Annotated in this window: 15 protein-coding genes; 5 read left to right on the top strand and 10 right to left on the bottom strand. The window is 66.0% G+C overall.

The window, feature by feature from the left end:
* The first annotated feature begins 30 nt into the window (after positions 1-30).
* From GA615_RS18390 to GA615_RS18370, 5 genes are all read left to right on the top strand, one after another.
* Positions 31-972, top strand: coding sequence for a hypothetical protein (locus tag GA615_RS18390; protein ID WP_152052772.1), 942 nt, complete (start codon positions 31-33; stop codon positions 970-972).
* A 93-nt stretch (positions 973-1065) separates the two neighbouring features.
* Positions 1066-1389 carry a MazG nucleotide pyrophosphohydrolase domain-containing protein gene (locus GA615_RS18385; RefSeq protein WP_152052771.1) on the top strand — a complete coding sequence of 108 codons (324 nt, stop codon included), beginning with the start codon at positions 1066-1068 and terminating at the stop codon, positions 1387-1389.
* A gap of 284 nt (positions 1390-1673) precedes the next feature.
* Positions 1674-3956, top strand: coding sequence for a hypothetical protein (locus GA615_RS18380; protein WP_152052770.1), 2283 nt, complete (start codon positions 1674-1676; stop codon positions 3954-3956).
* Between the two features lie 164 nt (positions 3957-4120).
* Positions 4121-5062, top strand: coding sequence for an ABC transporter ATP-binding protein (locus tag GA615_RS18375; RefSeq protein WP_152052769.1), 942 nt, complete (start codon positions 4121-4123; stop codon positions 5060-5062).
* A 377-nt stretch (positions 5063-5439) separates the two neighbouring features.
* Positions 5440-5826, top strand: coding sequence for a DUF4345 domain-containing protein (locus GA615_RS18370; protein WP_152052768.1), 387 nt, complete (start codon positions 5440-5442; stop codon positions 5824-5826).
* 160 nt (positions 5827-5986) lie between these two features.
* Here GA615_RS18370 and GA615_RS18365 read toward each other — a convergent pair whose 3' ends face one another.
* The 10 genes from GA615_RS18365 to GA615_RS18320 form a co-directional block, all read right to left on the bottom strand.
* Complete coding sequence (locus GA615_RS18365) at positions 5987-7105, bottom strand: DUF1559 domain-containing protein (RefSeq protein WP_152052767.1); 1119 nt, start codon at positions 7103-7105, stop codon at positions 5987-5989.
* A 549-nt stretch (positions 7106-7654) separates the two neighbouring features.
* Positions 7655-8830 carry a DUF362 domain-containing protein gene (locus GA615_RS18360; RefSeq protein WP_152052766.1) on the bottom strand — a complete coding sequence of 392 codons (1176 nt, stop codon included), beginning with the start codon at positions 8828-8830 and terminating at the stop codon, positions 7655-7657.
* Positions 8831-8988: 158 nt separating this feature from the next.
* Entirely contained in the window at positions 8989-9162 is a 174-nt protein-coding gene (locus tag GA615_RS18355; protein ID WP_201750236.1) for a DUF1328 domain-containing protein, read from the bottom strand.
* A 161-nt stretch (positions 9163-9323) separates the two neighbouring features.
* Positions 9324-10652: a DUF1501 domain-containing protein gene (locus tag GA615_RS18350; RefSeq protein WP_235905536.1), complete on the bottom strand. Its 1329-nt coding sequence runs from the start codon at positions 10650-10652 to the stop codon at positions 9324-9326.
* Between the two features lie 362 nt (positions 10653-11014).
* The gene (locus tag GA615_RS18345; RefSeq protein ID WP_152052763.1) at positions 11015-11833 is read right to left on the bottom strand and encodes a hypothetical protein; all 819 of its coding nucleotides are present in this window, start codon (positions 11831-11833) and stop codon (positions 11015-11017) included.
* A complete protein-coding gene (locus GA615_RS18340) occupies positions 11808-14831 on the bottom strand; it encodes an FG-GAP-like repeat-containing protein (protein ID WP_152052762.1) in 3024 nt (1007 codons plus the stop codon). Before GA615_RS18340 ends, GA615_RS18345 begins: the two co-directional genes overlap by 26 nt.
* Before the next feature lie 91 nt (positions 14832-14922).
* Positions 14923-15102, bottom strand: a complete 180-nt coding sequence (locus tag GA615_RS18335) for a hypothetical protein (protein WP_152052761.1) — start codon at positions 15100-15102, stop codon at positions 14923-14925.
* Positions 15103-15230: 128 nt separating this feature from the next.
* On the bottom strand, positions 15231-16328 hold the full coding sequence (locus tag GA615_RS18330; protein WP_152052760.1) for a DUF1559 family PulG-like putative transporter: 1098 nt from the start codon (positions 16326-16328) through the stop codon (positions 15231-15233).
* Positions 16329-17042: 714 nt separating this feature from the next.
* Positions 17043-19160: a glycogen debranching protein gene (locus tag GA615_RS18325; protein ID WP_235905535.1), complete on the bottom strand. Its 2118-nt coding sequence runs from the start codon at positions 19158-19160 to the stop codon at positions 17043-17045.
* Between the two features lie 146 nt (positions 19161-19306).
* On the bottom strand, positions 19307-19645 hold the full coding sequence (locus tag GA615_RS18320) for a hypothetical protein (RefSeq protein WP_152052759.1): 339 nt from the start codon (positions 19643-19645) through the stop codon (positions 19307-19309).
* Between the last annotated feature and the right edge of the window lie 390 nt (positions 19646-20035).

The following is a 20035-nucleotide window of genomic DNA, read 5'->3' as shown; positions in this document are numbered from 1 at the left end:
CGCACCCGACCATTTCACGGAGGAATCGGGATGATGAGCAAGCGAGACAGGACGGGTCGGCCGGCTCGACGGTCTTACCGACCGGCCATCGGCGATGCCCTTGAATCACGACAACTCATGTCCACCCTGACCCCGGGCGCCCGCTTTCTGCAACAGCGGGCCTTGCTCGCGCAGCAACTGGGCATCGGCACCCGCGGCAATGTTCAGCGGTTCGTGACCGCCGCCGGCAGCGCGGTGACCGTCACTGACACCGACGGCGAGCGCTACCGCGTTCAGCTAACCGGCGAGGGGGCCATCACCTCGACCTCGTTGCCCGACGGCCGGATCGGTCTGGTCGTGCGTGGCACCAACACGCTGAGCCAACTCGACATCGTTCCCCTGACGCGGGTCCGGGTGCCTCGGGGAGCCCACACCTTCGGGCCGTTCAAGGCGTTTGGCGATGGGATGTTGAACGTCGGCCTGCTCGACGTCTACGGCCCGATCAACGGCATCTTCGGCTACAACACGGCCAAGCTCAGCGGCCCGATGATCGTGCGCGGCGATGCGACCGTCGATCGGATCGCCCTGGCCGAAATGGAGCCGGGCGCGGCGATCAACGTCGCTGGCACCTTGAACCAGCTCGAAATTCTTCGCAGCGCCCACCTGGCGGGGCCGGACACCGGCATCCGCACCGGCCTCGATCTGAACGTCCTGAACGTCGGCGGCTATCTGACGATGACCGACGGCGCGAGCGTCCAGATCGGTCGCGACCTCGGCCTGATCGCGCAGCCGGCCTCGGGCACCGGCCTGGGAGGGCAGGGGGCCCGAATCGACGGCGGCGTGCTGGTCGATGTCGGCAGCATCTTCCGGATCAACCGGACCCTGGCCGCGCCCTTCCTCGACCTGGGTGATTTTGTCGGCACCAGCCGATTCTCGGTCGAGAACCCGTTCCCGGCCGACCGCTTCCTGGTCGTCGGCAATGAGATCCCTTGATCTCCGACGGGACAGCGCTCCCCCGGGCCGACCTTGGCAAAGGTCGGCCCGGGACTGGCAATTCTCGGACTCGCCCTTTAACATTGTGCTGTGATGAGCGAATCTTCCGCCGGAGGGATGACGCTCGGCGCGTTGCAGCGTCGGATCGCCTCGCTCTACGGAGCCAAGGACGCCGCGCGCGGTGACGCCGCGACCTTCCTCTGGCTGACCGCCGAGTTTGGCGAGCTGGCCGAGGCGCTTCGTAGCGGCAGCGACGACGATCTCGCTTTGGAGATGGCCGACGTGCTCGCCTGGCTGGCGACCCTGGCCAATCTTCGAGGGATCGACCTCGACGCGGCGGTTCGACGGAAATACGGCCAGGGCTGCCCCGGATGCGGCGACGACCCTTGCCGCTGCGACCCGTCGGAAAAGCCCTGAGCCGCCGTCCTGACTTGCATCGCATCGCCTCGAATCGCCCCTGGGGAATTCGCCCCGTTCGAAAATTCTTCGATCCGATCTGGTTCATCTCGGCGTCCGGAATGCTCTCTATCCTCGACGATGCCTCTGCGAGCCCGGCCCGGTTCCCTCACGCGATGGGGCCGCGATCGATCGGCGTCAACGCGATGCGAGCGAGCATCGGCCGAACGGCATCCCATCTCCTCCCATCACCAGATCCGCCCGAACCCGCCCCAGGTGACATGCAGCGATCGCGGAGAGGCACCATGAGGTCATCGTTCCGAGTCCACCGCCCGATCCTGGCGGCCATGCTTGCGCTCATCGCAGTTGCCGGGCTGGAACGAGGGGGCGGGTTGGCCGTCGCTCGGCAGTCCGAGCCGGTCGTCACGATCGAGAACATTCGCGTCGGTCTGGCCGAAGATCGGGCCGATCAGTCGTACAAGATCGGCACCTGGACCCCCGTTCGGGTCGATCTTCAAGGTGGCCCGGAGCGGTTCGCCGGAGAGCTTCGGGTCATCGTGCCCGACGACGGCGGCGTGCCCACGATCGTCCGTCGTCGGGTCGACGTTCCGGCCCGATCGCTCGCTTCATTCTCCACCTACGTTCGCCCCGGCGATACCGCCACCACGTTCCGGGTCGAGGTCTTCGATGAGTCGGGGCGACTTCGCGCCCTTGAGACTGAAGACAACGTTTCCTGGCTCGACCCCGAGCAAATCGTCCTGGCCGTAATCGGCAATCCGGGCGGCGTTGATCTGCTGCCGAGCATGTCCGAGTTCCGCTCGACCGACCCCTTGCAGGACGCTCGGCTGGTCGTCTCTCGACTCCGAGTCCCCGAGGGCATTCCCGACCGCTGGTACGGCTACGACGCGGTCGAGGCCCTGATTCTCGACCTCAACGATCCCGGCACACTCGAAAACCTGCAAGATTTCCGCAGCCAGCCCCTCTTGCAGTGGGTCCGCAACGGCGGCCATCTGGTCCTGGCCGGTGGGTTCGCCCAGTGGCAACTCGTGTCCGATCCCGACAGCGTCCTCGCTGACGTACTGCCCGCCTTGCCCGCCGAGCGGACCGAAACGGGCGACCTGGGCACGATCGAATCCTTCGTCGGCTCGATCTCACCGATCACCACGCCCGGCAACCTCGTCTCGGTCACCTCGTTCGAGCCGGTGCCCGGCCGAGGGGCTCGCGTTCTCCTGGTCGATCGATCCGTCGGCGGCCCGGTCATCGTCCGAGGCCCCTATGGCCTGGGACGCGTGACCGTCATCGGGCTGAGTGTCGACGAACGCCCCTTTGCCGATTGGCGAGACCGCAACGCCTTCTGGTCTCGCGTCCTCGACCTCGGCGGCCGAGAGGCAACGACGAGCGACACCAGCACCTCAAGCGCCTTCTACACGGGCGAGGTCCGCGACCTGTCGAGCTACCTGCACCGCTCGCTCGAACAGTTCCAGGGGGTCCGGCTTGTCCCGTTCGGCTGGGTCGCGGGGTTCGTCTTCCTGTACATCCTGCTCATCGGACCTGGCGATTACTTCTTCCTGAAACGTGTGTTAAAGCGGATGGAGCTGACCTGGATCACCTTCCCGGCCATCGTGGTCGTCGTCAGCCTGATTGCCTACGCCACGGCCTACGCGGTCAAGGGGACCGACCTGCGGATCAACCGGGTCGATGTGGTCGACATTGACCAGGGCTTCGGCGATGGTGATCGCTACCTTGCCCGAGGGACCAGCTTCGCCACCATCTTCAGCCCGCAAAACCGTGATTACGATGTGACCGTCCTCCCCCTGCCACTCGACACCGACGCTCCCGAAGCGGCCGAACCCTTGCCCCCCAGCCAGGTCGATGAGGTCATTACCACCTGGTTCGGCACCGCCGAACGCAGCTTCGGCGGCATGGGCAACAACGGCGGCATGGCCCTGACCAGCGCGGGGTATGCCTACCAGTCACCGAACGACCCGAGGTCCAGCACCCCGCCGTCAACGCTCACCGGGGTCCGCGTGCCCATCTGGACAACCCGCGCCCTCATGGGCACCTGGTTCGACGACATGCCCCCGGCCCTCGACGCCGAGCTGACCGACCTGGGGGGGAATCGCCTCGACGGCACGATCACCAACCGCCTCGGCCGGACGATGAATCAGGTGCTCATCGCCTACGCCGGCGACGTCTACCTGTTCGACCAGCCGATCGCCCCCGGCGAGACCGTCCGGATCGCCTCGGCCAGCAACCGGAACCTGACCGGATACCTCGACCAGATCGCCCGAAGCTTCAACCAGATTTATACCTACGACCCCAACGCCACGGTCTCGGTGTCCCGGGGCGACCTGATCCGGTCGCTTAGCTTCGCCCGATCCGGCCGTCGCCAGCGCGGGCAGAAATCGAACCTGGTGCTCGGCCAACTCGACCTGTCGGCCCAGCTCGACCTCCGCCGCCCCATCCTGCTGGCCGAACTCGAAGGCCCCTCCTCGGCGCTGTTGCTCGACGGCGAACAACCGACCACAACCACCCAGGAACGCTCGACCGTCCTCCGCGTCCTGCTACCAACCCCAATGGCCGACTAATGGTCCGCCGCAGTTGATGGGAAGAGGTGACTGGGTCATCCTGTCCGCAGTCGCCAAGGCTCCGCACTCGGCCCCAGACACCTCCGCCCTCGGTCTCATCACCCTTTTGATTCTTCTAAGACGCCCTCAATTCAACGCCCCACCTCGTCTGAGAGGCCCCGCCGATGATCGAAACCCGCGACCTGACCAAGATGTACGGCGACCTCTACGCCCTGAATCGCCTGAACCTGACCCTTAACCAGGGGGATGTTTACGGGTTCATCGGCCCGAACGGCGCGGGCAAGACCACGACCATGCGCATCCTCGCCACGTTGCTCAACCCGACCTGGGGCGAGGCGTACGTCTGCGGCCATTCGATTTACAACGGCGCCAAGGAGATCCGCCGCGCCATCGGCTACATGCCCGACTTCTTCGGCGTTTACGACGACATGAAGGTCATCGAGTACCTCGAATTCTTCGCCGCCGCCTACCGGATCTCCGGCCCGGCCCGCAAGAAGATCTGCGAGGAGGTGCTCGAACTGGTCGACCTGACGTACAAGCGCGACGCCCTCGTCACCAGCCTCTCCCGAGGCATGACTCAGCGCCTCGGCCTAGCCCGCGTCCTGCTGCACGACCCGCAGGTGCTCCTGCTCGACGAGCCCGCCTCAGGGCTCGACCCCCGCGCCCGGATCGAGATTCGGGCCCTGCTCAAGGAACTGCGGGCGATGGGCAAGACGATCCTCGTCTCCAGCCACATCCTTCCCGAGCTGGCCGACATCTGCAACAAGATCGGCATCATCGAGCAGGGGCAGTTGCTCGTCAACGGCGCCGTTTCCGACGTGATGAAGCAGGTCCGCACCGACATCGTGCTGAACATCACCGTGACGGACCGCATGATCGACGCCGCCGACTTCCTCGAAAAGCAGCCCGAAATCGAGTCGGTCGATCAGAAGACCGACCTGAACGACCACACCTTCCTCGTCGTGAAGATGAAACCCGAGGTCATCACCTACGGCTTCCTCGCCCAGCGCCTGATTGAGAACGGCTTCGAGCTGACCCTCTTCCGCGAAGACGAGATCAACCTCGAAACCGCCTTCATGCACCTGACCAAGGGGATCACGAGCTGAGGCCGTCTTCCTGGCGAGCACCTTGCCCCGGTTGGCCGGGATCGTGCCGATCCGTAGTGGGCGATCGGGAGCCCTCGTCTCGATGCCTGGGAGCCGTTTCGTCGTCCGCGTTCCGCCACGGAATGATGCGTTTGGGGTAGCTCCGGTTGCTCGCCAACCGGGGCGGCGCAGCCGCACGAGGCCACGGGAGGCCGCACCGAGGTCTCTCATCGCTCCGCGCCCCCGATTGACGAGCAATCGGGGCCACCCAGGACACACCCAGGACACAGGACGACGCATCACGTGAGGCTGGAAGCACGCGCAGGTTCCGCTATGCAGACCTTCGGATTCGAAGTGGCCCGCAAAGCGGCCCCGATACGACAGGAGGGCATTCCCAAATGCAGCTCGCTCGGATCTCGCTCGTGCTGACCGCGATCGCCTTCGGCGGCTTCGGCCTCTGGCTCCTGCTCCAGCCCGAGGGGATCACGGGGCTCGGCGTCGAGCTGACCCGCCCGGTCGCGCGTGCCGAGATCCGGGCCTTTTACGGAGGCTTGGAACTGGGCATGGCCCTCTTCTTCGCCGTGTCAGCCTCGCGACCGCAATGGTTCGGGCCAGGGCTGTTTGTCCAGGCGACGGCGCTCGGCGGCGCAGCGTTTGGCCGAATCTTCGGCATCGTCGTCGATGGCGTTTCGGACGCCCTCTTCTTCGGCTTGCTCGCCGCCGAGCTGAGCGGCTGTCTTGTCGGAATCGTTGCGCTCAGGCTCCTCGATCGACCGCAACCCTGACGCAACGATCACACGCGGCGCAAAATAAACCGAGGCCGGTCCTACGCGATGTGTCGCCAGGACTGGCCTCGGTTCAAAGGATGCTTAAACGCTCAGGAACCGGCAGACCAACGATCACGCAACCGTGCCGAACGTCTACCGATTGAGCCGAGCGGGGCGATCAGAGCTGGTCGGCCGAAACGACCTCGCCACCGTCTCGGGTGCCGATGCTCCAGATCACGATCTGGTTGGTCGTGTCCTTGATGAAGCGGACCGAACCGTCGCCAAACAGCATGTTCGCACCACCCGGATGGTAGCTGTGGGCGCTGAAGTTGCCGTAGGTGCCGTCGCTGTCACCACCCCAGAGCACGTGGGCGCAGTTGGGGAAGTTCGAGTTGGGCGGCACGAGCATGTTGCCGAGCGTCCGCGAGATGAGGCCCTGGGCCCACATCTGACCGAGGAAGCTGCGGTGATCGGCCGGCGGGTTCGGCAACGAGGCCTGAGCCACGCCCGCGCATCCGGTGAGCCACTGGTTCAACGAGCCACCGCCGAACGGCATGTTCAGGCGAGGATCGTTCCAGTTCGCGGCACCCGCCGGGAAGGTGTTGTAGACAACGATGTCCTGCGGAACCGAGAACTTCGTGGCGTTGCCGTCGCCGGTCCGCCACTCACCGAAGGCCACCGTGTTGGAGGTGCCGTCGAGGATGTCGCGCTCGCCGTAGGCCGTACCACCCACCTCGAACAGGCCGTTCGGCCGCGAGTTGTTGTTGTAGGCCATCATGTTCATGCTCGCGCCGAGCGAGGCGAAGTAGTTGGTGTGGGCCGACGGACGGCCGTGCCAGGTGCCCGGGTATCGGGGCGCCGACGGGCACTGGAAGGCGCTGATCTGCGTGGTCACAGCCGTGGTGTTCATCTCCTGCCCCTCGCCCGTATTGCTGGCGTTGGGGATGCCGAAGTTGATGGAGTTGTACACCGGCTGCTGTTCCAGGAAGGCCAGCAGCATCGACTGGGCGCTCCAGTTGCCCCAGCCGTTGCGGGCACCCAACGCACCACCGGGAACGGTGGTCTGAGCGCTTCCCATCGGGAAGACGTTGTGCGTGCTGTGATAGTTATGAAGCGCCAGACCGATCTGCTTCATGTTGTTCGAGCACTGAGCCCGACGAGCCGCTTCGCGGGCCGCCTGAACGGCCGGGAGCAGCAAGGCGATCAGAACACCGATAATGGCGATAACGACCAGCAGTTCGATCAGCGTGAAACCGCGAAGCCGATGGCTCAGCGGTCGGTTCGAAGCAGAAATCATGCGGAGTCCTCGAGTTTCGAGAATAAAGCCGAAAAGAAGGGACGATGAACCCTCGGGGGTTTTCTGTACGGGGATCCTGGGCGCAAGGTGACCCGAGAACCTCGTTGAAAACACCCGTGCACGACCCGGGCGGAAGCAATTCAGGACTGCGGAAACGCCGACTCGGAGACGAATCCCAGAGTCGGCCCGGCGGAAGGGATGCCGGGGGCGGGTCCGCAAGGCAGTGTCAGCAAGGCGGTGATTCAATCAGCAGGTCACGTTGCCCGTGTCCAGAGATGGTCAACGTCAGCGCGACCCGGTAGGGACGTTAATCAGGCAAGACATCCGGGCTGCGTGCCCCCGGAGGCGGAGCATTCGCCGGGACCTGGGTGGGGTCCGCCGGGGGCGGGGTGGGCGGCACGTCGGCCAGAGGAATCTGCGTTCCTCCGCCGGAGCAACCAACACCCGACGCGAGGGAAGCCCCCGCAAGGACCAGAGCAGTCAGGAACATCCTCAAGCTTCGCACGAACACTTCCTCCAGTTGAGAAGCAACCAAATGGTCGATTCTTCTCATGATCCAACGAGATTATAGGCACGGTGGTCAATGGCGTCCCGTGCAAAAACGCCCAGCCCCAGCGCGCCGGCCCCGGCAATGTGCTGCGGCTGGCGATAGTCGAACGCCTCGGTGCCGGTCGGATCCTTACCCGCCCGGCCCGTCTCGGCGACCGGGGGCATCCCCTCGGCCACGCGCTTGGCGTCGACAATTTCCCAGCAGACCCGGTCCATCGCCACCGGATCGGTCGCGAAGAACAGGGCACCATACGACCAGACGTAACGCTTGACGGCGCCTGGACCTCGGTGATAGACGGCGTTCAAACCGTCCAGAATCTGCAAGACACTCTTTTCCTGAATCACCGGCAACGAGCAGATCGCCGGGATGAACAGGTTACAGGTGTTCGTGTCGTGGGTGCCGTGGCTCCGGGAGACGTTGTTCACCAGGCCGTGGCTCATGTTCTTGAGCGCCAGCGTCACGCCCCCCGAGCCGTGATCTTTCAGCACCGGAATGCAAATCAGCTTGTTGATTTTTCTCGACACAACCTTGGACACATGCGATCGTCGCGTGCGATCATCCTTCGGATCGTGAATGCCGGGCTGGGCGTGCACGATGTCGAGCGTGGCGAAGACGTCCGGGTCGTATCGAGCGATGTCGAGCTGCGCCTCGTCGTACGAGTCGACGGCCCAGTCCCACTGGCAGCCGTCGGGCAGGTTCTCCAGGTAGCCGGCCTGGATGAACTGATCCTTGTAGCGGTCGAAGATCACGATGTCGCGCCGGGGGATGCCGGCCGATTCCAAGCCTTCGACGATCGCGTGCACTGTCGCGTGATTGCTGATCGCGTGCGGCTGGCCCACCGGGTTGACCTTGATGCCGACCACGTCGCCCGGCTCGAACATCGACCGCCAGGCTTCCACCGGCTCCTCAATGCCCGTCAGGCCGGTCATGCCTTTGGCCATCATCACCCGAACGGCGTCGAGCACCGGTTCGCCGTCGATCACCGCGGCCGGGTTCTTCACCTCCACGACCCGCCCTGGATAGGCCCCGGGGAAGCGGTGCCCGTCGGCCAAGATCTTCGGCCCAGGGCCCGACGCCAACGCCCCAGACGCCATGGGACCGGCACTCCCGCCGATCAGGGTTGCACCCGCCGCCGAAGCCGCCAGGAAGGCCCGACGGTCCACTCCGCTCGCCACCGATGATCCTCTGGAGCACGGTCGAGGTCGTCGCGGTCGCATGGTCGGGAACCCCCCAGGTGTGAATCGGACCTCGATTCCGGCCCCATCAGTTCGCGCCGGAATCCAGGCCCGCGTCAGTTCGATTCGATCACTCGCCGGGCCGGTGCCCGCTCAGGTCAGGTCACTTTTTTGTACACCGTGACGCCCAGGACTCCCAGAATCAATGCAAGAACCAGGAAGATCCCTACCAGAACTTTAGCGACAGTCGCGGCCCCTTCGGCCACCCCAGTGAAGCCAAAAATTCCGGCGATCACGGCGACAACCAGCGCCACCAGGGCCCACTTGAGCAGAGTCATGGCAGAATGCCCTCGTCGATATCGAAGTTTGTACCTCGTTTCAAGATGCTTCACCCGCTCACGAGTGAATCGCATCGCCTTACGAGGGAACAAACCAGGGCAAACCCCATGCCAGAACCCAACACCTGGCGGCAATCGGCCTCAACCAAATCATCTCATGCCAGGATGTCCGTCACAGGAGTTCCTCGATTGATGGCCAGGGGGCGGCCGACGGGGTCGATCACCTCGGTGCTCGGGTCGATGCCGAGGGCATGGAGGATCGTCGCGGCGAGGTCGGTGGGGCTGACCGGGTCGGAGGCGGGATAGGCGGCCCAGCGGTCGGACGAGCCGTGCACCATCCCGCCGTTCACGCCGCCACCGGCCAAAAGGGCGGAATAGCAGCGGGGCCAGTGCTCTCGGCCGGCGTTGGTCCGGGTGATCCGGGGGTTGCGGCCGAACTCGCCGACCCAGACCACCAGGGTTTCGTCGAGCAACCCCCGCGCGGCCAGATCATCGAGCAGGGCCGACAGGCCGCGATCGGTCGGGGGCATCAGGCGGTTCTTCAGGTGGTTGAAGTTGTCGACGTGCGTATCCCAGTAGTTTTGCCGGTCGTCGTGCCAGTTGACCGTCACCAGGGGGACACCGGCCTCGACCAGCCGACGGGCCATCAACAGGCACTGGCCGTGAATGTGCCGGCCGTAGCGGTCTCGGGTGATCGGGTCTTCGCGGTCGATCTGGAAGGCGCCCCGGGCCTCGGCCGAGAGCAGAGCGTCGAACGCCCTGGCCTGCGTTTTGGTCCACGAGGGAGGCTCGACGGCCCCTCGATCGATGCTCGAAAGCAGGTCCCGTCGCGACCGAACGCGATCCGGCGCCAGTCCCTCAGGCAGATCGAGCCCCTCGACGCGGAACCCCTCGGCATTCGGGTCGCCGGGCAGGAGGAACGGATCATATGCCTTGCCGAGCCAGCCGCCGTGCTGGCCGGGGGCCTTGCCGCCCGGAGCCGCCGGATGCGCAACCGTCCAGGGCATGATGACCGACGCCGGCAAGGCCCCCGCCCTCGGCTGCACCCGGGCGACCAGCGATCCCAGATGCGGCCAGTCGCCCGGCGACGGGCCATCGGCGTCCGACTTCGGCCGGGGGGCCAGGTGCCCGGTCTGCTGGTGATGCACGCTCGACAGGTGCGCCGGGTCGTCGTGCGTCATCGAGCGGATGATCGCCAGTTTGTCCATCCGCTCGGCGAGCATCGGGAAGTGCTCGCTGATCTGGATGCCCGGCACCGAGGTGGCGATCGGTCGGAACTCGCCCCGGATTTCGTCGGGAGCGTCGGGCTTCAGATCCAGCGTCTCGAGCTGGCTTGGGCCTCCCCAGGCGAAGACCAGGATGCACGCCTTCGCCCGCCCCGAGGTCGTCCGCACGGGCGATGCCGCCGCCGTGGCCGACGCCGATCGGGCCTGGAACAATGCCGGGAGCGACAGCCCCCCCAGCGTCAACGCCCCCGCACGCAACGCCTCTCGTCGGTTCGGTCCCGAGCAAGGCGCAGGGAATCGCAGTCCAGAATCATGCGAGCTCAACACAAATCACCCCTCTTGCTTGAGTCGATGGAGCCTCGAACTTGTTCAACCATCGCTCAACTTTGGCAGAACTTCACCTTAGCAGGAGCCAGGAGGGATGTCCATGCAATCCACGCAGGGAATTGCCAGCCCCTTCACAGGCTCATCCCGCCCGCATCCGGTCGGCTGCGGGCGGAGGGAGGCGCCTGGCGGGCGAATGCACGCGGAATCTGCCTCGGTGTGCCTCGCACTGTCGTCTGGTCCTGGGCCGTTCCCAGTGGCAGTCGATGCACTCATGAACAGGATCCTGGGCCGATTCAGTGGGCTGCTGGCTTCCGCGTTGCTGCTCCGGTGGCCTGGATTCTTACGGCCGCAACCAGCGCGGTGATGCTCACACCGAAAAGCAGCAGCATCAGGCGTGCTTGCGCACTTGCCGCCAGGGGTTCGCCCGTCTCATCATTCGCGAACAAAACGGCGCCGACAAATTCCAGGATGAGGGCACCAATCAACGCGCCCATCAGCCCGCCCGCCACGCCCCGGGCGATCCGAGGCCCCCCTCCTCCCGAGCCGATCGCCAGTGCCAACCCGCCGGCGCTGCCGATGGCACCCCAGATCAGGCCATGCATCATCCAGGAAAGCAGCAAATCATCGATCGTGATGGAATCTCGGAAATGAAAGAAGGCAGGGACCGCGGCCAGCGAGGCCAGGGCTCCTGCCACGGCTCCGACGACCAGGCCGACGATCGCCGACCGCAGGACATCGTGGCGAGACGCGCGGGCAAGGCCCCCGGCCAGCCCGAGCATCAGGCCGAGCAGGGCGCCGGTCACGCCGTAGGCACGCATCGCGGTCTCAAGCACGGCCCGCTGTTCGGTCTGGGCCGTCGTCCCCATATGCTCGACCCCCATCGTCTCCATGGGGACCTCCCTGGCCGGGACCTGGACGAGCTTCGTCTCGCCCAGCGCCCAGGACGCGGCCCCGGCGGCCAGGGCGGCGAGCAACGCCCAGAGCGGCAGGAGGGCGGGGCCGCCTCCGGCGCGACGGTCCCCGGAATCCGGCGCCGACGGGGGCGCACCGGAGCCAGGAGTCTCGGAAGGGGTGGGGGAGTGCGGATCATTCGGCGGCGTTGTCATGGTCATGGTCAATCCCGGTTCCGGTCCCTGTCATGGGTTCGTTGTGCTGGGACCATCCCGCATCGAGGGGGGTCAGTTCGGCTGCTCCTTCGCGGAGCTGATAGGCCTGGTCAGCGGCCACGGATGTAAACCGATCAATCTGGCCCGAAGGCCAGCGGACTTCGACGCGCTCCAGTTGCGTCCACTCGCCCAGACCGAAGCGGAGCCGAGGGTCAGAGGATGACTGGAAGCTGCCGCCCCCCACGCGCCAGGCCCGCTGGCGCTTCCCTCCCGCCTCGACGGTGACGACCGCCCCGATGCCGTCGCGGTTCGATTGCGTGCCGACGAGCTGGAAGGTCACGAAGTGGCCGCCGGCCTCAGTGCGATTGTGCAGGTAGGCCATCGGGCTCATCTGGGGGAGCAGCACGGCGTCAACCCGGCCATCATTGTCGAGGTCGCCAGCGGCAAGGCCCCGGGAGACGCGGGGCTTGGCCCAGGACGGACCAACCTCCTGCGTCACGTCGACCAAACGTCCCTGGGCATTGCCGAGCAAGAGCGTGGCGGGCATGTCGTACGGATAGTCGGGCCGGTCGTCGTTGACGTGGCCGTTGGCCGTGGCGATGTCGATGGCGCCGTCGTTGTTGGCGTCGAGCAGGGCGATCCCGAACCCGAGCAGGTAGCGGCTCGCGGCCGTCAGGCCGATCGACGCGCTGGTGTCGCCGAACATGCCGCCGCCGAGGTTCTTGAAGAAGGTCGTGCCCTCGCCGTAGAAGTTCGTGACCAGCAAATCGGGAAGGCCGTCGCCGTCGACATCGCCGCACGCGGTCCCCATGCCGGCCTGGAAGGCGCCGTCGGCGTTGCAGGCGACGCCGCTGGCGAAGGCCACGTCCTCGAACCGGAAATCGCCGAGGTTGCGCCAGAGGTAATCGGCGGTGGTGTCGTTGGCCACGTACAGATCGACCAGGCCGTCGCCGTCGACATCGGCGGCGACCACTCCCAGACCGCGGCCCTCGGGATCGACGATGCCGGCCTGCTCGGTCACGTCGACAAATCGCTCGCCATCGTTGCGAAACACGTGGTCTTGCAGGGCAGGGAAGAGCCGGGGCGAGCAGTAGTTGTACAACTGGTCCGGGTCGCTCAGCTCCGAGGCATCGGAGACCGTCACCCGCCGGCACAGCTTCGGGTCCTCGACGTCCCACACCAGGTAATGGCAGACGTAGAGGTCGAGGCGGCCGTCGTTGTCCAGGTCGGCGAAGGCGGCCGAGGTGGGCCAATCGCGGTCGCCGTCCAGGCCCCAGGCGGCGGTGACATCCTCGAACGTGCCGTCGCCCTTGTTCCGCAGCAACTGATACGCACGCCAGCGGGTCAGGAACAGGTCAGGGTGGCCGTCGTTGTCGATGTCGCCGACGGTCACCCCGTGCCCATAGTCGGGGGTCAATTGGGTGATGCCGGAGGCCTCGGAGACATCCTCGAACGTGCCGTCGCCGCGATTGCGGAACAGCCGGTCGCTCTCCTCCGAGGGGCGTGTCGGGTCCGGCGGGAAGGGGCCACCTTGCACGACATAGACATCCATCCAGCCGTCGCCGTCGTAGTCGAGCAAGCCGATACCGCCGGCGGTCGTCTCGGGCATCTGGCGCTCGGGCGAGCGGCCGTTGTCGAAGACGAACGTCAGCCCGGACTCGGCGGCGATGTCCTGGAACGACGGCACGACGGGTTCGCCGGGCCGAGCAGCCTGGGAAGCGATTGCCGGCGCATCGGACAGGGATTGATCCTCGGCCAGGGCCGCGGCAAGCGTCACGCCGGGGGCGGGCGGGTCGGGCTCGGGGAGCGCCCGGAGCCGGTTCAGGGCGGCCCGGGCTGTGTCGTCGGTCGGCATGGAGGAGAAACGGAGCGTCCACCAGGCGATGGCCTCGAACCGGCGGCCGAGGAGATCGGCCAGTTCGGCCAGTTCGGTGTAGCGATCCGGGACGATCTCTTCGTCCATCAGGAAGCGGTAGCGGTCCTTGGCCACGTCGAGCTCGGCCTTGCGGCGGCGATACTCGGCGGCGGCGTCCAGGTCGCCGGCCTCCGAGGCGAGCGTTGCCAGGCGATCGAGCGTCCTCGGGTCGGCTGGGGGGAGGGTGAGCAGCCGCTCCAGGGCGTCCTGCTCGGCGGCGGTGTCGCCCCGGCGACGGGCCAGCCAGGCGAACAGCGAGAGCCGCTCGGCGGCTGTCAGGCGGTCGGCGGGCAGGGCCTCCATGGCGCGTTGGACCTCGTCGAGGTCCTCGATCTCGCGAGCCAGCGCCAGCCGGGCCATCCAGACCGCCGGGTCCTCGGGACGTCGCTCAAGGCAGCGGTCGAGCCACTGGCGGGCCTCGTCGTAACGGGCAGCCTGGAAGGCCAGGCTGGCCTGGGCGAGCCAGACCCGGTCGTCGTCGGGGGCCTTGCGCGCCGCCTGCTCGACGTCGGCGCGGATCATCTCCACCATGGTCGTCGCGGTTTCGGCCCGCCAGCGGTCCCGCAGCACGCCGATCGGGTCGGTGGTGGCCTTCCAGGTCGACTCGAGCAGGCGGCTGACCTCGTCACGGCGACCTTGCCAGAACCAGAGTTCGGCGAGCGAGGCCCGCACCTCGTCGCGCTGCGGACTGGGGCCCGACGGCAGGGCGTCCATCAGCTCGACGAAGATTTCCTCAGCGTCGCTGAACCGGCCGAGGTCGCCGACAAGGGTCCGGGCCCGTGCCAGGCCGGCCTGGATCCCCCATTCCGAGTCGGGCTCAATACGGGACCAGGCCGCCAGCGCCGCGGGAATGTCACCCCCCGCGTGCTCGCAGACGCCCAGCCGGTATGCCTCCTCGGGCCTCCCCGATCGCCAGGAAGGCAGGTCGGCAAGCCACTCCCGAGCCTCGGCGAAGCGGTAGACGGCCATCTGTTCCCGGACGCGCTGAAGGCCCCGGGCATGCCGCCATTCCGAGATGTGCCAGAAAACTCCGAAGGCCAGCACGCCCAGCAAGACGAGCCAGAAGAGTTGGACGAACCGTCCGCTCATCAACGCACCTCGTCGCAAGGCGGGCCGGCGCTCCAGGTTCCCAGGCGGCTCGACCCGGGGCCTTCGAAGGCCGGCCCCGATCTGACCACCCTTAGCGTGCGGCCTTGGGGTCCATGCCGGTGTTGGCCTTCTGCATCATTTCCGCCGAGTTCTGGATGAATTCTTCGTCGATATCTTCAGCCGCGGTGGGTTCGTTCGGCTGATCTTGGCCGCAACCAACCAGGCAAGCTCCCACAAAGGCGGCGGCGAAAACGTGGCGCAAACGGAACATGCAACGATCTCCCAATCTTTGTGACGATGTGAAGCGATCAGGGTTCGGAAGCGCCGGGGTGCCCGGTCCATCCGGGCACCCCGGCACGATGATCTCTCGGAGCCTTGCGGCGCCGGAGGCCGCTCAGCTCAGAACTGGTCGGAGCTGATGATCTCGCCCTGGTTCCGGGTGCCGATGGCCCACCAGACCGGCGTGCTGACGGTGTCCTTCACGAACCGGACCGAGCCGTCCATCATGCAGACGTTGACCCCGCCGGAGTGGTTGCTCGTGGCCGTGATCGCGTCGTTGAACCCGCCGGGAGGGCCTCCCCACGAGTTGGAGGCGACGCACGACAGGCCGTTCGGCGGCATCACGTGGTTGTAGGCGTTGAAGTGCAACGTCCCGGCGTGGCTGCCGGCCCAGGTCGCCCCGGACCACTGGGTCGGGTTGGTGGGGGCCGTCGTTGACGGAATGCTCCGGCACGCGTTGAAGAACGCCTGGGCTTGCGCAACGCCGTCGGTCGCGTCCCAGCCCTGGCTCACGCTGGTCTGGTACGACACCCGCTTGGCGTTGGCCGAGCCCGGCACGGCACCACCGACGTATCCGGCCAGGCCGATCAGCTTCTCACTGAAGGCCGCGGTGTTGCTGGTGCCGTCGGTGACCCCCTCGAACCCGAAGACGCTCAGGTTCGCCGTCTGCACGGCGTTGGTGTAGCCGGGAAAATCCCCCGGATTGCTGCGGAACGGCACGACCGCGCCGGCCCAGGCCGACATCGCGGAGGGGCCGCCGATGTTGGCGTGGTAGCTCATAAAGGTATTCGCGATCCAGGGGCCGTTCCGAAGGCTCTCCGACGGGCAGACGTACGTGTCGACGCGAACAGCCGACAGCGTCCCGACGTTCGCCACGCCGAAGGCGCCGAAGGAGTGGTTGGCCGCATTGAACAGCGCCTGCTGCTCCATGAAGGGCAGAATCGCCACGGCCCAGCCCAGCGGCCAGGGGCCGCCCGGCTCGCTCGGGCCATTCGGGGCAGTCCCGAAGTTGCCGAACAGCGGCGGCATTGAGTTGTTCACCGAATGATAATTGTGGATCGACAGACCCATCTGCTTCAGGTTGTTCGTGCACTGCGCCCGACGAGCGGCCTCGCGAGCCGCCTGCACGGCCGGCAGCAGCAAGGCGATCAGGACACCGATGATGGCGATCACAACCAGCAATTCGATCAGCGTGAAACCGCGAGCTTTTGCTCTCATAACGAACGTGCCTCCAAGAGAACAGCAGGATGAGAAAAAGAAGGGCCCTGCTTCACCAGAAGCACCAACAAGTCGGAGGAAAAACGCAACGACCCTGATGCCCCCTCCCTGAGAGGGCCGAGGCGCCGCCGTTCACGCGATTCTCCTCCAGGCCATGGGAAACCCCATCCGCGATTGCGTTGGCCACTCGTCGGCCCGTCCCGTATCAGGATTTGGGAATTGCATTTCCTGATTTCGAGACTCTACCCCTCATCCGGGATAAGCGATCAGATATCGAGTGTCAAGTGATTACGAAAAGAATCCTGTCGCTTCACGCATCGCTCGCTGAGTAATTGCCGCACTCCCCTGACGCGTCCCCCGAGCAAGGTACGGTGAGTCCTCACGGAGAGTCCCCCCAGCCGGCCTGCGGCCAGGCACTCACCACAAATCAGGCAGGGGCACCGACATGGATTCGGGAGGCGGGATACCCTCGAACGGTTGCAAAGGGTCCATCTCGGCCAACTCGGGGCCGTGGTTCGGCCCCAGGTTCTCGCAGTCTCTGCGCCCGAGGACCTGGGGCAGGACGTCGGCCCGGAATGATGACCGCGTGCAACCAAAATCGAGGGATTCCTCTCCCCCGTACGGGACCGGGGAGACGAACGGGGAGGAGCGGGACCCGCCAGGCACGCGGGGACCGCTCCGGCAAAACATGGTGTCCGGAGCCCTCCGGACCGCTCACTCCTCCGAGACGAGGATCAGCATCGACCGACCCGTCACGCGGTACGGCTTCATGATCGGCACGATCGGCCCTTCATCCAGGCCGACCGCGTCATCCGGCGAGGGGAGCGAGGTATCCACCGTGCGCCGCCAGGGCCGCCCCGAGGGAGACGCCGGAATCGTAAACGACAACGGCTGCCAGTAGGCGTTGAAGGCGATATAAATATCGCGGTCGATCACGCCCGGTCGATCGCAGCGACGGCCGTCGAGGGCCAGGGCAAGCGTGTGACTGTCGTAGCCGAAATCCGGCTCGCCAGGCCGGACGCCGTGCCAGACGATATCGGGCGGGAACCCGGCCGCCCGCTTCAAAAACGTCCGACGCCGCAACGCCGGGTGCCGCTTCCGCAAGGCAATCATCTGCTTGACGAACCGATGGAAGTCGGCGTGTTCCTCCAGCAACGACCAGTCGACCCAGCTTGTCTCGTTGTCCTGGCACCAGGCATTGTTGTTCCCCCCCTGGGTGCGGAGCATTTCATCCCCTCCCAGGATCATCGGAACCCCCTGACTGACCATCAGAGTAGCAATTAGGTTGCGGGCCTGGCGGGCCCGGAGCGACAAGACGGCCGGGTCCTCCGTCGGCCCCTCGGCACCGCAGTTCCATGAGGCGTTGTCGTTGTGGCCGTCGCGGTTGTCCTCGCCGTTGGCCAGGTTGTGCTTCTGGTTGTACGAGACGAGGTCGTGCAGCGTGAATCCGTCGTGGCAGGTAATCAGGTTGATCGAGTGCAAGGGGCCTCGATCGGCGTACAGGTCCTGACTGCCGCAGAGCCGGGTCGCAAGCAGATTGACCTGGCCGCAGTCCCCTTTCCAGAACCGCCGCACATCGTCTCGATAGTGGCCGTTCCACTCAGACCACCGAGCCCCTCCCGGGAAGCTGCCGACCTGATACAGACCGGCCGCGTCCCACGGCTCGGCGATCAGCTTCGAGTCGCGGAGCAACGGGTCCTCGCTGATCATCTCCACCACCGGAGGCTCGACCAGCACATGCCCCTTCTTGTCCCGCCCGAGGACCGACGCCAGGTCGAACCGGAAGCCGTCCACGTGCGACTCGGCCACCAGATTCCGCAGGCAGGCGAGAATCAGGTTGCGCACCACCGGATGATTACTGTTGACCGTGTTGCCGCAACCCGTGAAGTTCAGATAACGCCCATGCTCATCGACCAGATAGTACAGCTCGTTATCCAGGCCGCGGAAACTGTACGTCGGGCCCCCTTCGCCCCCCTCGGCCGTGTGGTTGAAGACCACGTCGAGCACCACCTCAAGCCCCGCGTCGTGAAACGAGCGGACCATCCGGCGGAATTCTTCCCAGGGGGCGGTCCGCTCGGGGTTGCTGGAATACGCCGCCTTCGGCGCGGCATAGGCAATGGGGTTGTAGCCCCAGAAATTCCGGTTCCGCTTGCCGGTGTACGGATTGACGAAGGGGCAATCGTTCTCGTCAAACTCGTCGATCGGCAACAGTTCGATGCCCGTGATCCCCAGGTCTTTCAGATAGTCGATCTTCTCGACCAGGCCGGCGAAGGTGCCGGGGTGGCGGACCCCCGAATTCGGGTTCGCCGTGAATCCTCGCACGTGCAGCTCGTACAGGATTGAGTCTTCGAGCGGAACCCGCGGGTGCAGGTCGTTGATCCGGTCGTAGTCCGTCGGCATCGTCAGGCTCAGCCTCGGCATCGTGCCGGTCTGGCCCCAGGGAGTGCCGCACGAAAGCGCCCGGCAGGCCGGGTCGATCAGGATCTTCGACGGGTCGTAGCGGTGCGGGCCCCCCTTGGGACCATCGACCCGGTAGCCGTAGCAAAAGTCGCCGTCGAGCCCCTCAACCCGAACGTGCCAGTGATCTCCCGTCCGATTCAGCCTCGGGTCGAGCGGAATTTCCGCCACAATCGCGCCGTTGCAGATCTCGCAAAGCACCAGGTTAACCGAGGACGCATGCCGGCAAATCAACACAAAATTGACACCGCCCTGCGTGCGGTGAGCCCCCAGGGGCAGGGGCTCCCCTCGGGTCACGGTTAACTCTCGGTCCCGGAAGTGATAGGAACCAAGCGTTCCGTTGCGCAACGGGGCATGGTCGATCATCGTGGCCATGGTGCGGGCAATCCTCCTACGAGCCCTCGGTCCGGGCGCGGCGCGATCGCCCAGGCCCTCACAGACCGACGCAGAACAGTACGTCCTCCCTCTCGATCGGTCAACGGCCCCCCTCTGGACGAGCGATTCCAGCCTATCCTGGCCGATCACCGCTTGCGGAAGATCCGACCAAGCAACCTGGGCGATTCAGGACGATTGAACCGAAGCAGATCCAACGGCGATCGGTAATACGGGCTCGGTTCCAGGGTCGGCGACGGACGGCTGGCGGCCATCGAGTTAAAGATCGGCGAGTAATAGGGTGACGGGCCGTTGCTGAAATCGGACGGATAGGCCCAGATCGCCCCGTAGCCGTCAAACGGCCCAAAAAATCCGTCGCGGAACCGCGCGCTGGGCGACGATTGCCCGAAGGCTCCGGCCGTCGACAGCAGCACCACCATCCCGGCCAACCCAATCGCCCGGCGGAGCAGGGGGGATCGTCGCATCATTTCAAGAGGCTCCCCAACCAAATCGGCTGCGTTGAGCGGTGCTCGCCGTCCCTCCTCACACGGCAAGGCCCATCGAATCGGACTGCGGGGACCAACTCGCCCCGATGTTTCCGCTGCAAGCGTAGCACCCGGCGCTCGCTTCGGTTCGCTTCGAGCGGCCCAACGCGTGACGATTGCGTCGGTCAGACGCCCAGGGCCGACCTTCCCGCATCGGGAACCGAGCGAGACGGGCGCGGATCGGCTCCCCGCGCCAGCGTCATGACCCGGGAAGAATTCCAGAGCAATTCGCTTCCTTGCATGGCACAATGAGCCCCGGCGTCCCCTCAACCCGTGGTCCAATGGTCTGGGGACGCACTCGGGGCGGGTTCGAAGTCGCCCGCCTCGACCTCA

Source organism: Tautonia marina (genome assembly GCF_009177065.1).
Classification (GTDB): domain Bacteria; phylum Planctomycetota; class Planctomycetia; order Isosphaerales; family Isosphaeraceae; genus Tautonia; species Tautonia marina.
Note: the sequence above shows the minus strand (reverse complement) of the source record. Positions and strands in the feature narration are given on the sequence as shown.

What these genes read in the sequence shown, in the direction of transcription:
- GA615_RS18390 (WP_152052772.1), top strand. Translation starts at nt 31, where the DNA reads ATGATGAGCAAGCGAGACAGGACGGGTCGGCCGGCTCGACGGTCTTAC.
- GA615_RS18385 (WP_152052771.1), top strand. Translation starts at nt 1,066, where the DNA reads ATGAGCGAATCTTCCGCCGGAGGGATGACGCTCGGCGCGTTGCAGCGT.
- GA615_RS18380 (WP_152052770.1), top strand. Translation starts at nt 1,674, where the DNA reads ATGAGGTCATCGTTCCGAGTCCACCGCCCGATCCTGGCGGCCATGCTT.
- GA615_RS18375 (WP_152052769.1), top strand. Translation starts at nt 4,121, where the DNA reads ATGATCGAAACCCGCGACCTGACCAAGATGTACGGCGACCTCTACGCC.
- GA615_RS18370 (WP_152052768.1), top strand. Translation starts at nt 5,440, where the DNA reads ATGCAGCTCGCTCGGATCTCGCTCGTGCTGACCGCGATCGCCTTCGGC.
- GA615_RS18365 (WP_152052767.1), bottom strand. Translation starts at nt 7,105, where the DNA reads ATGATTTCTGCTTCGAACCGACCGCTGAGCCATCGGCTTCGCGGTTTC.
- GA615_RS18345 (WP_152052763.1), bottom strand. Translation starts at nt 11,833, where the DNA reads ATGACCATGACAACGCCGCCGAATGATCCGCACTCCCCCACCCCTTCC.
- GA615_RS18340 (WP_152052762.1), bottom strand. Translation starts at nt 14,831, where the DNA reads ATGAGCGGACGGTTCGTCCAACTCTTCTGGCTCGTCTTGCTGGGCGTG.
- GA615_RS18335 (WP_152052761.1), bottom strand. Translation starts at nt 15,102, where the DNA reads ATGTTCCGTTTGCGCCACGTTTTCGCCGCCGCCTTTGTGGGAGCTTGC.
- GA615_RS18330 (WP_152052760.1), bottom strand. Translation starts at nt 16,328, where the DNA reads ATGAGAGCAAAAGCTCGCGGTTTCACGCTGATCGAATTGCTGGTTGTG.
- GA615_RS18325 (WP_235905535.1), bottom strand. Translation starts at nt 19,160, where the DNA reads ATGGCCACGATGATCGACCATGCCCCGTTGCGCAACGGAACGCTTGGT.
- GA615_RS18320 (WP_152052759.1), bottom strand. Translation starts at nt 19,645, where the DNA reads ATGATGCGACGATCCCCCCTGCTCCGCCGGGCGATTGGGTTGGCCGGG.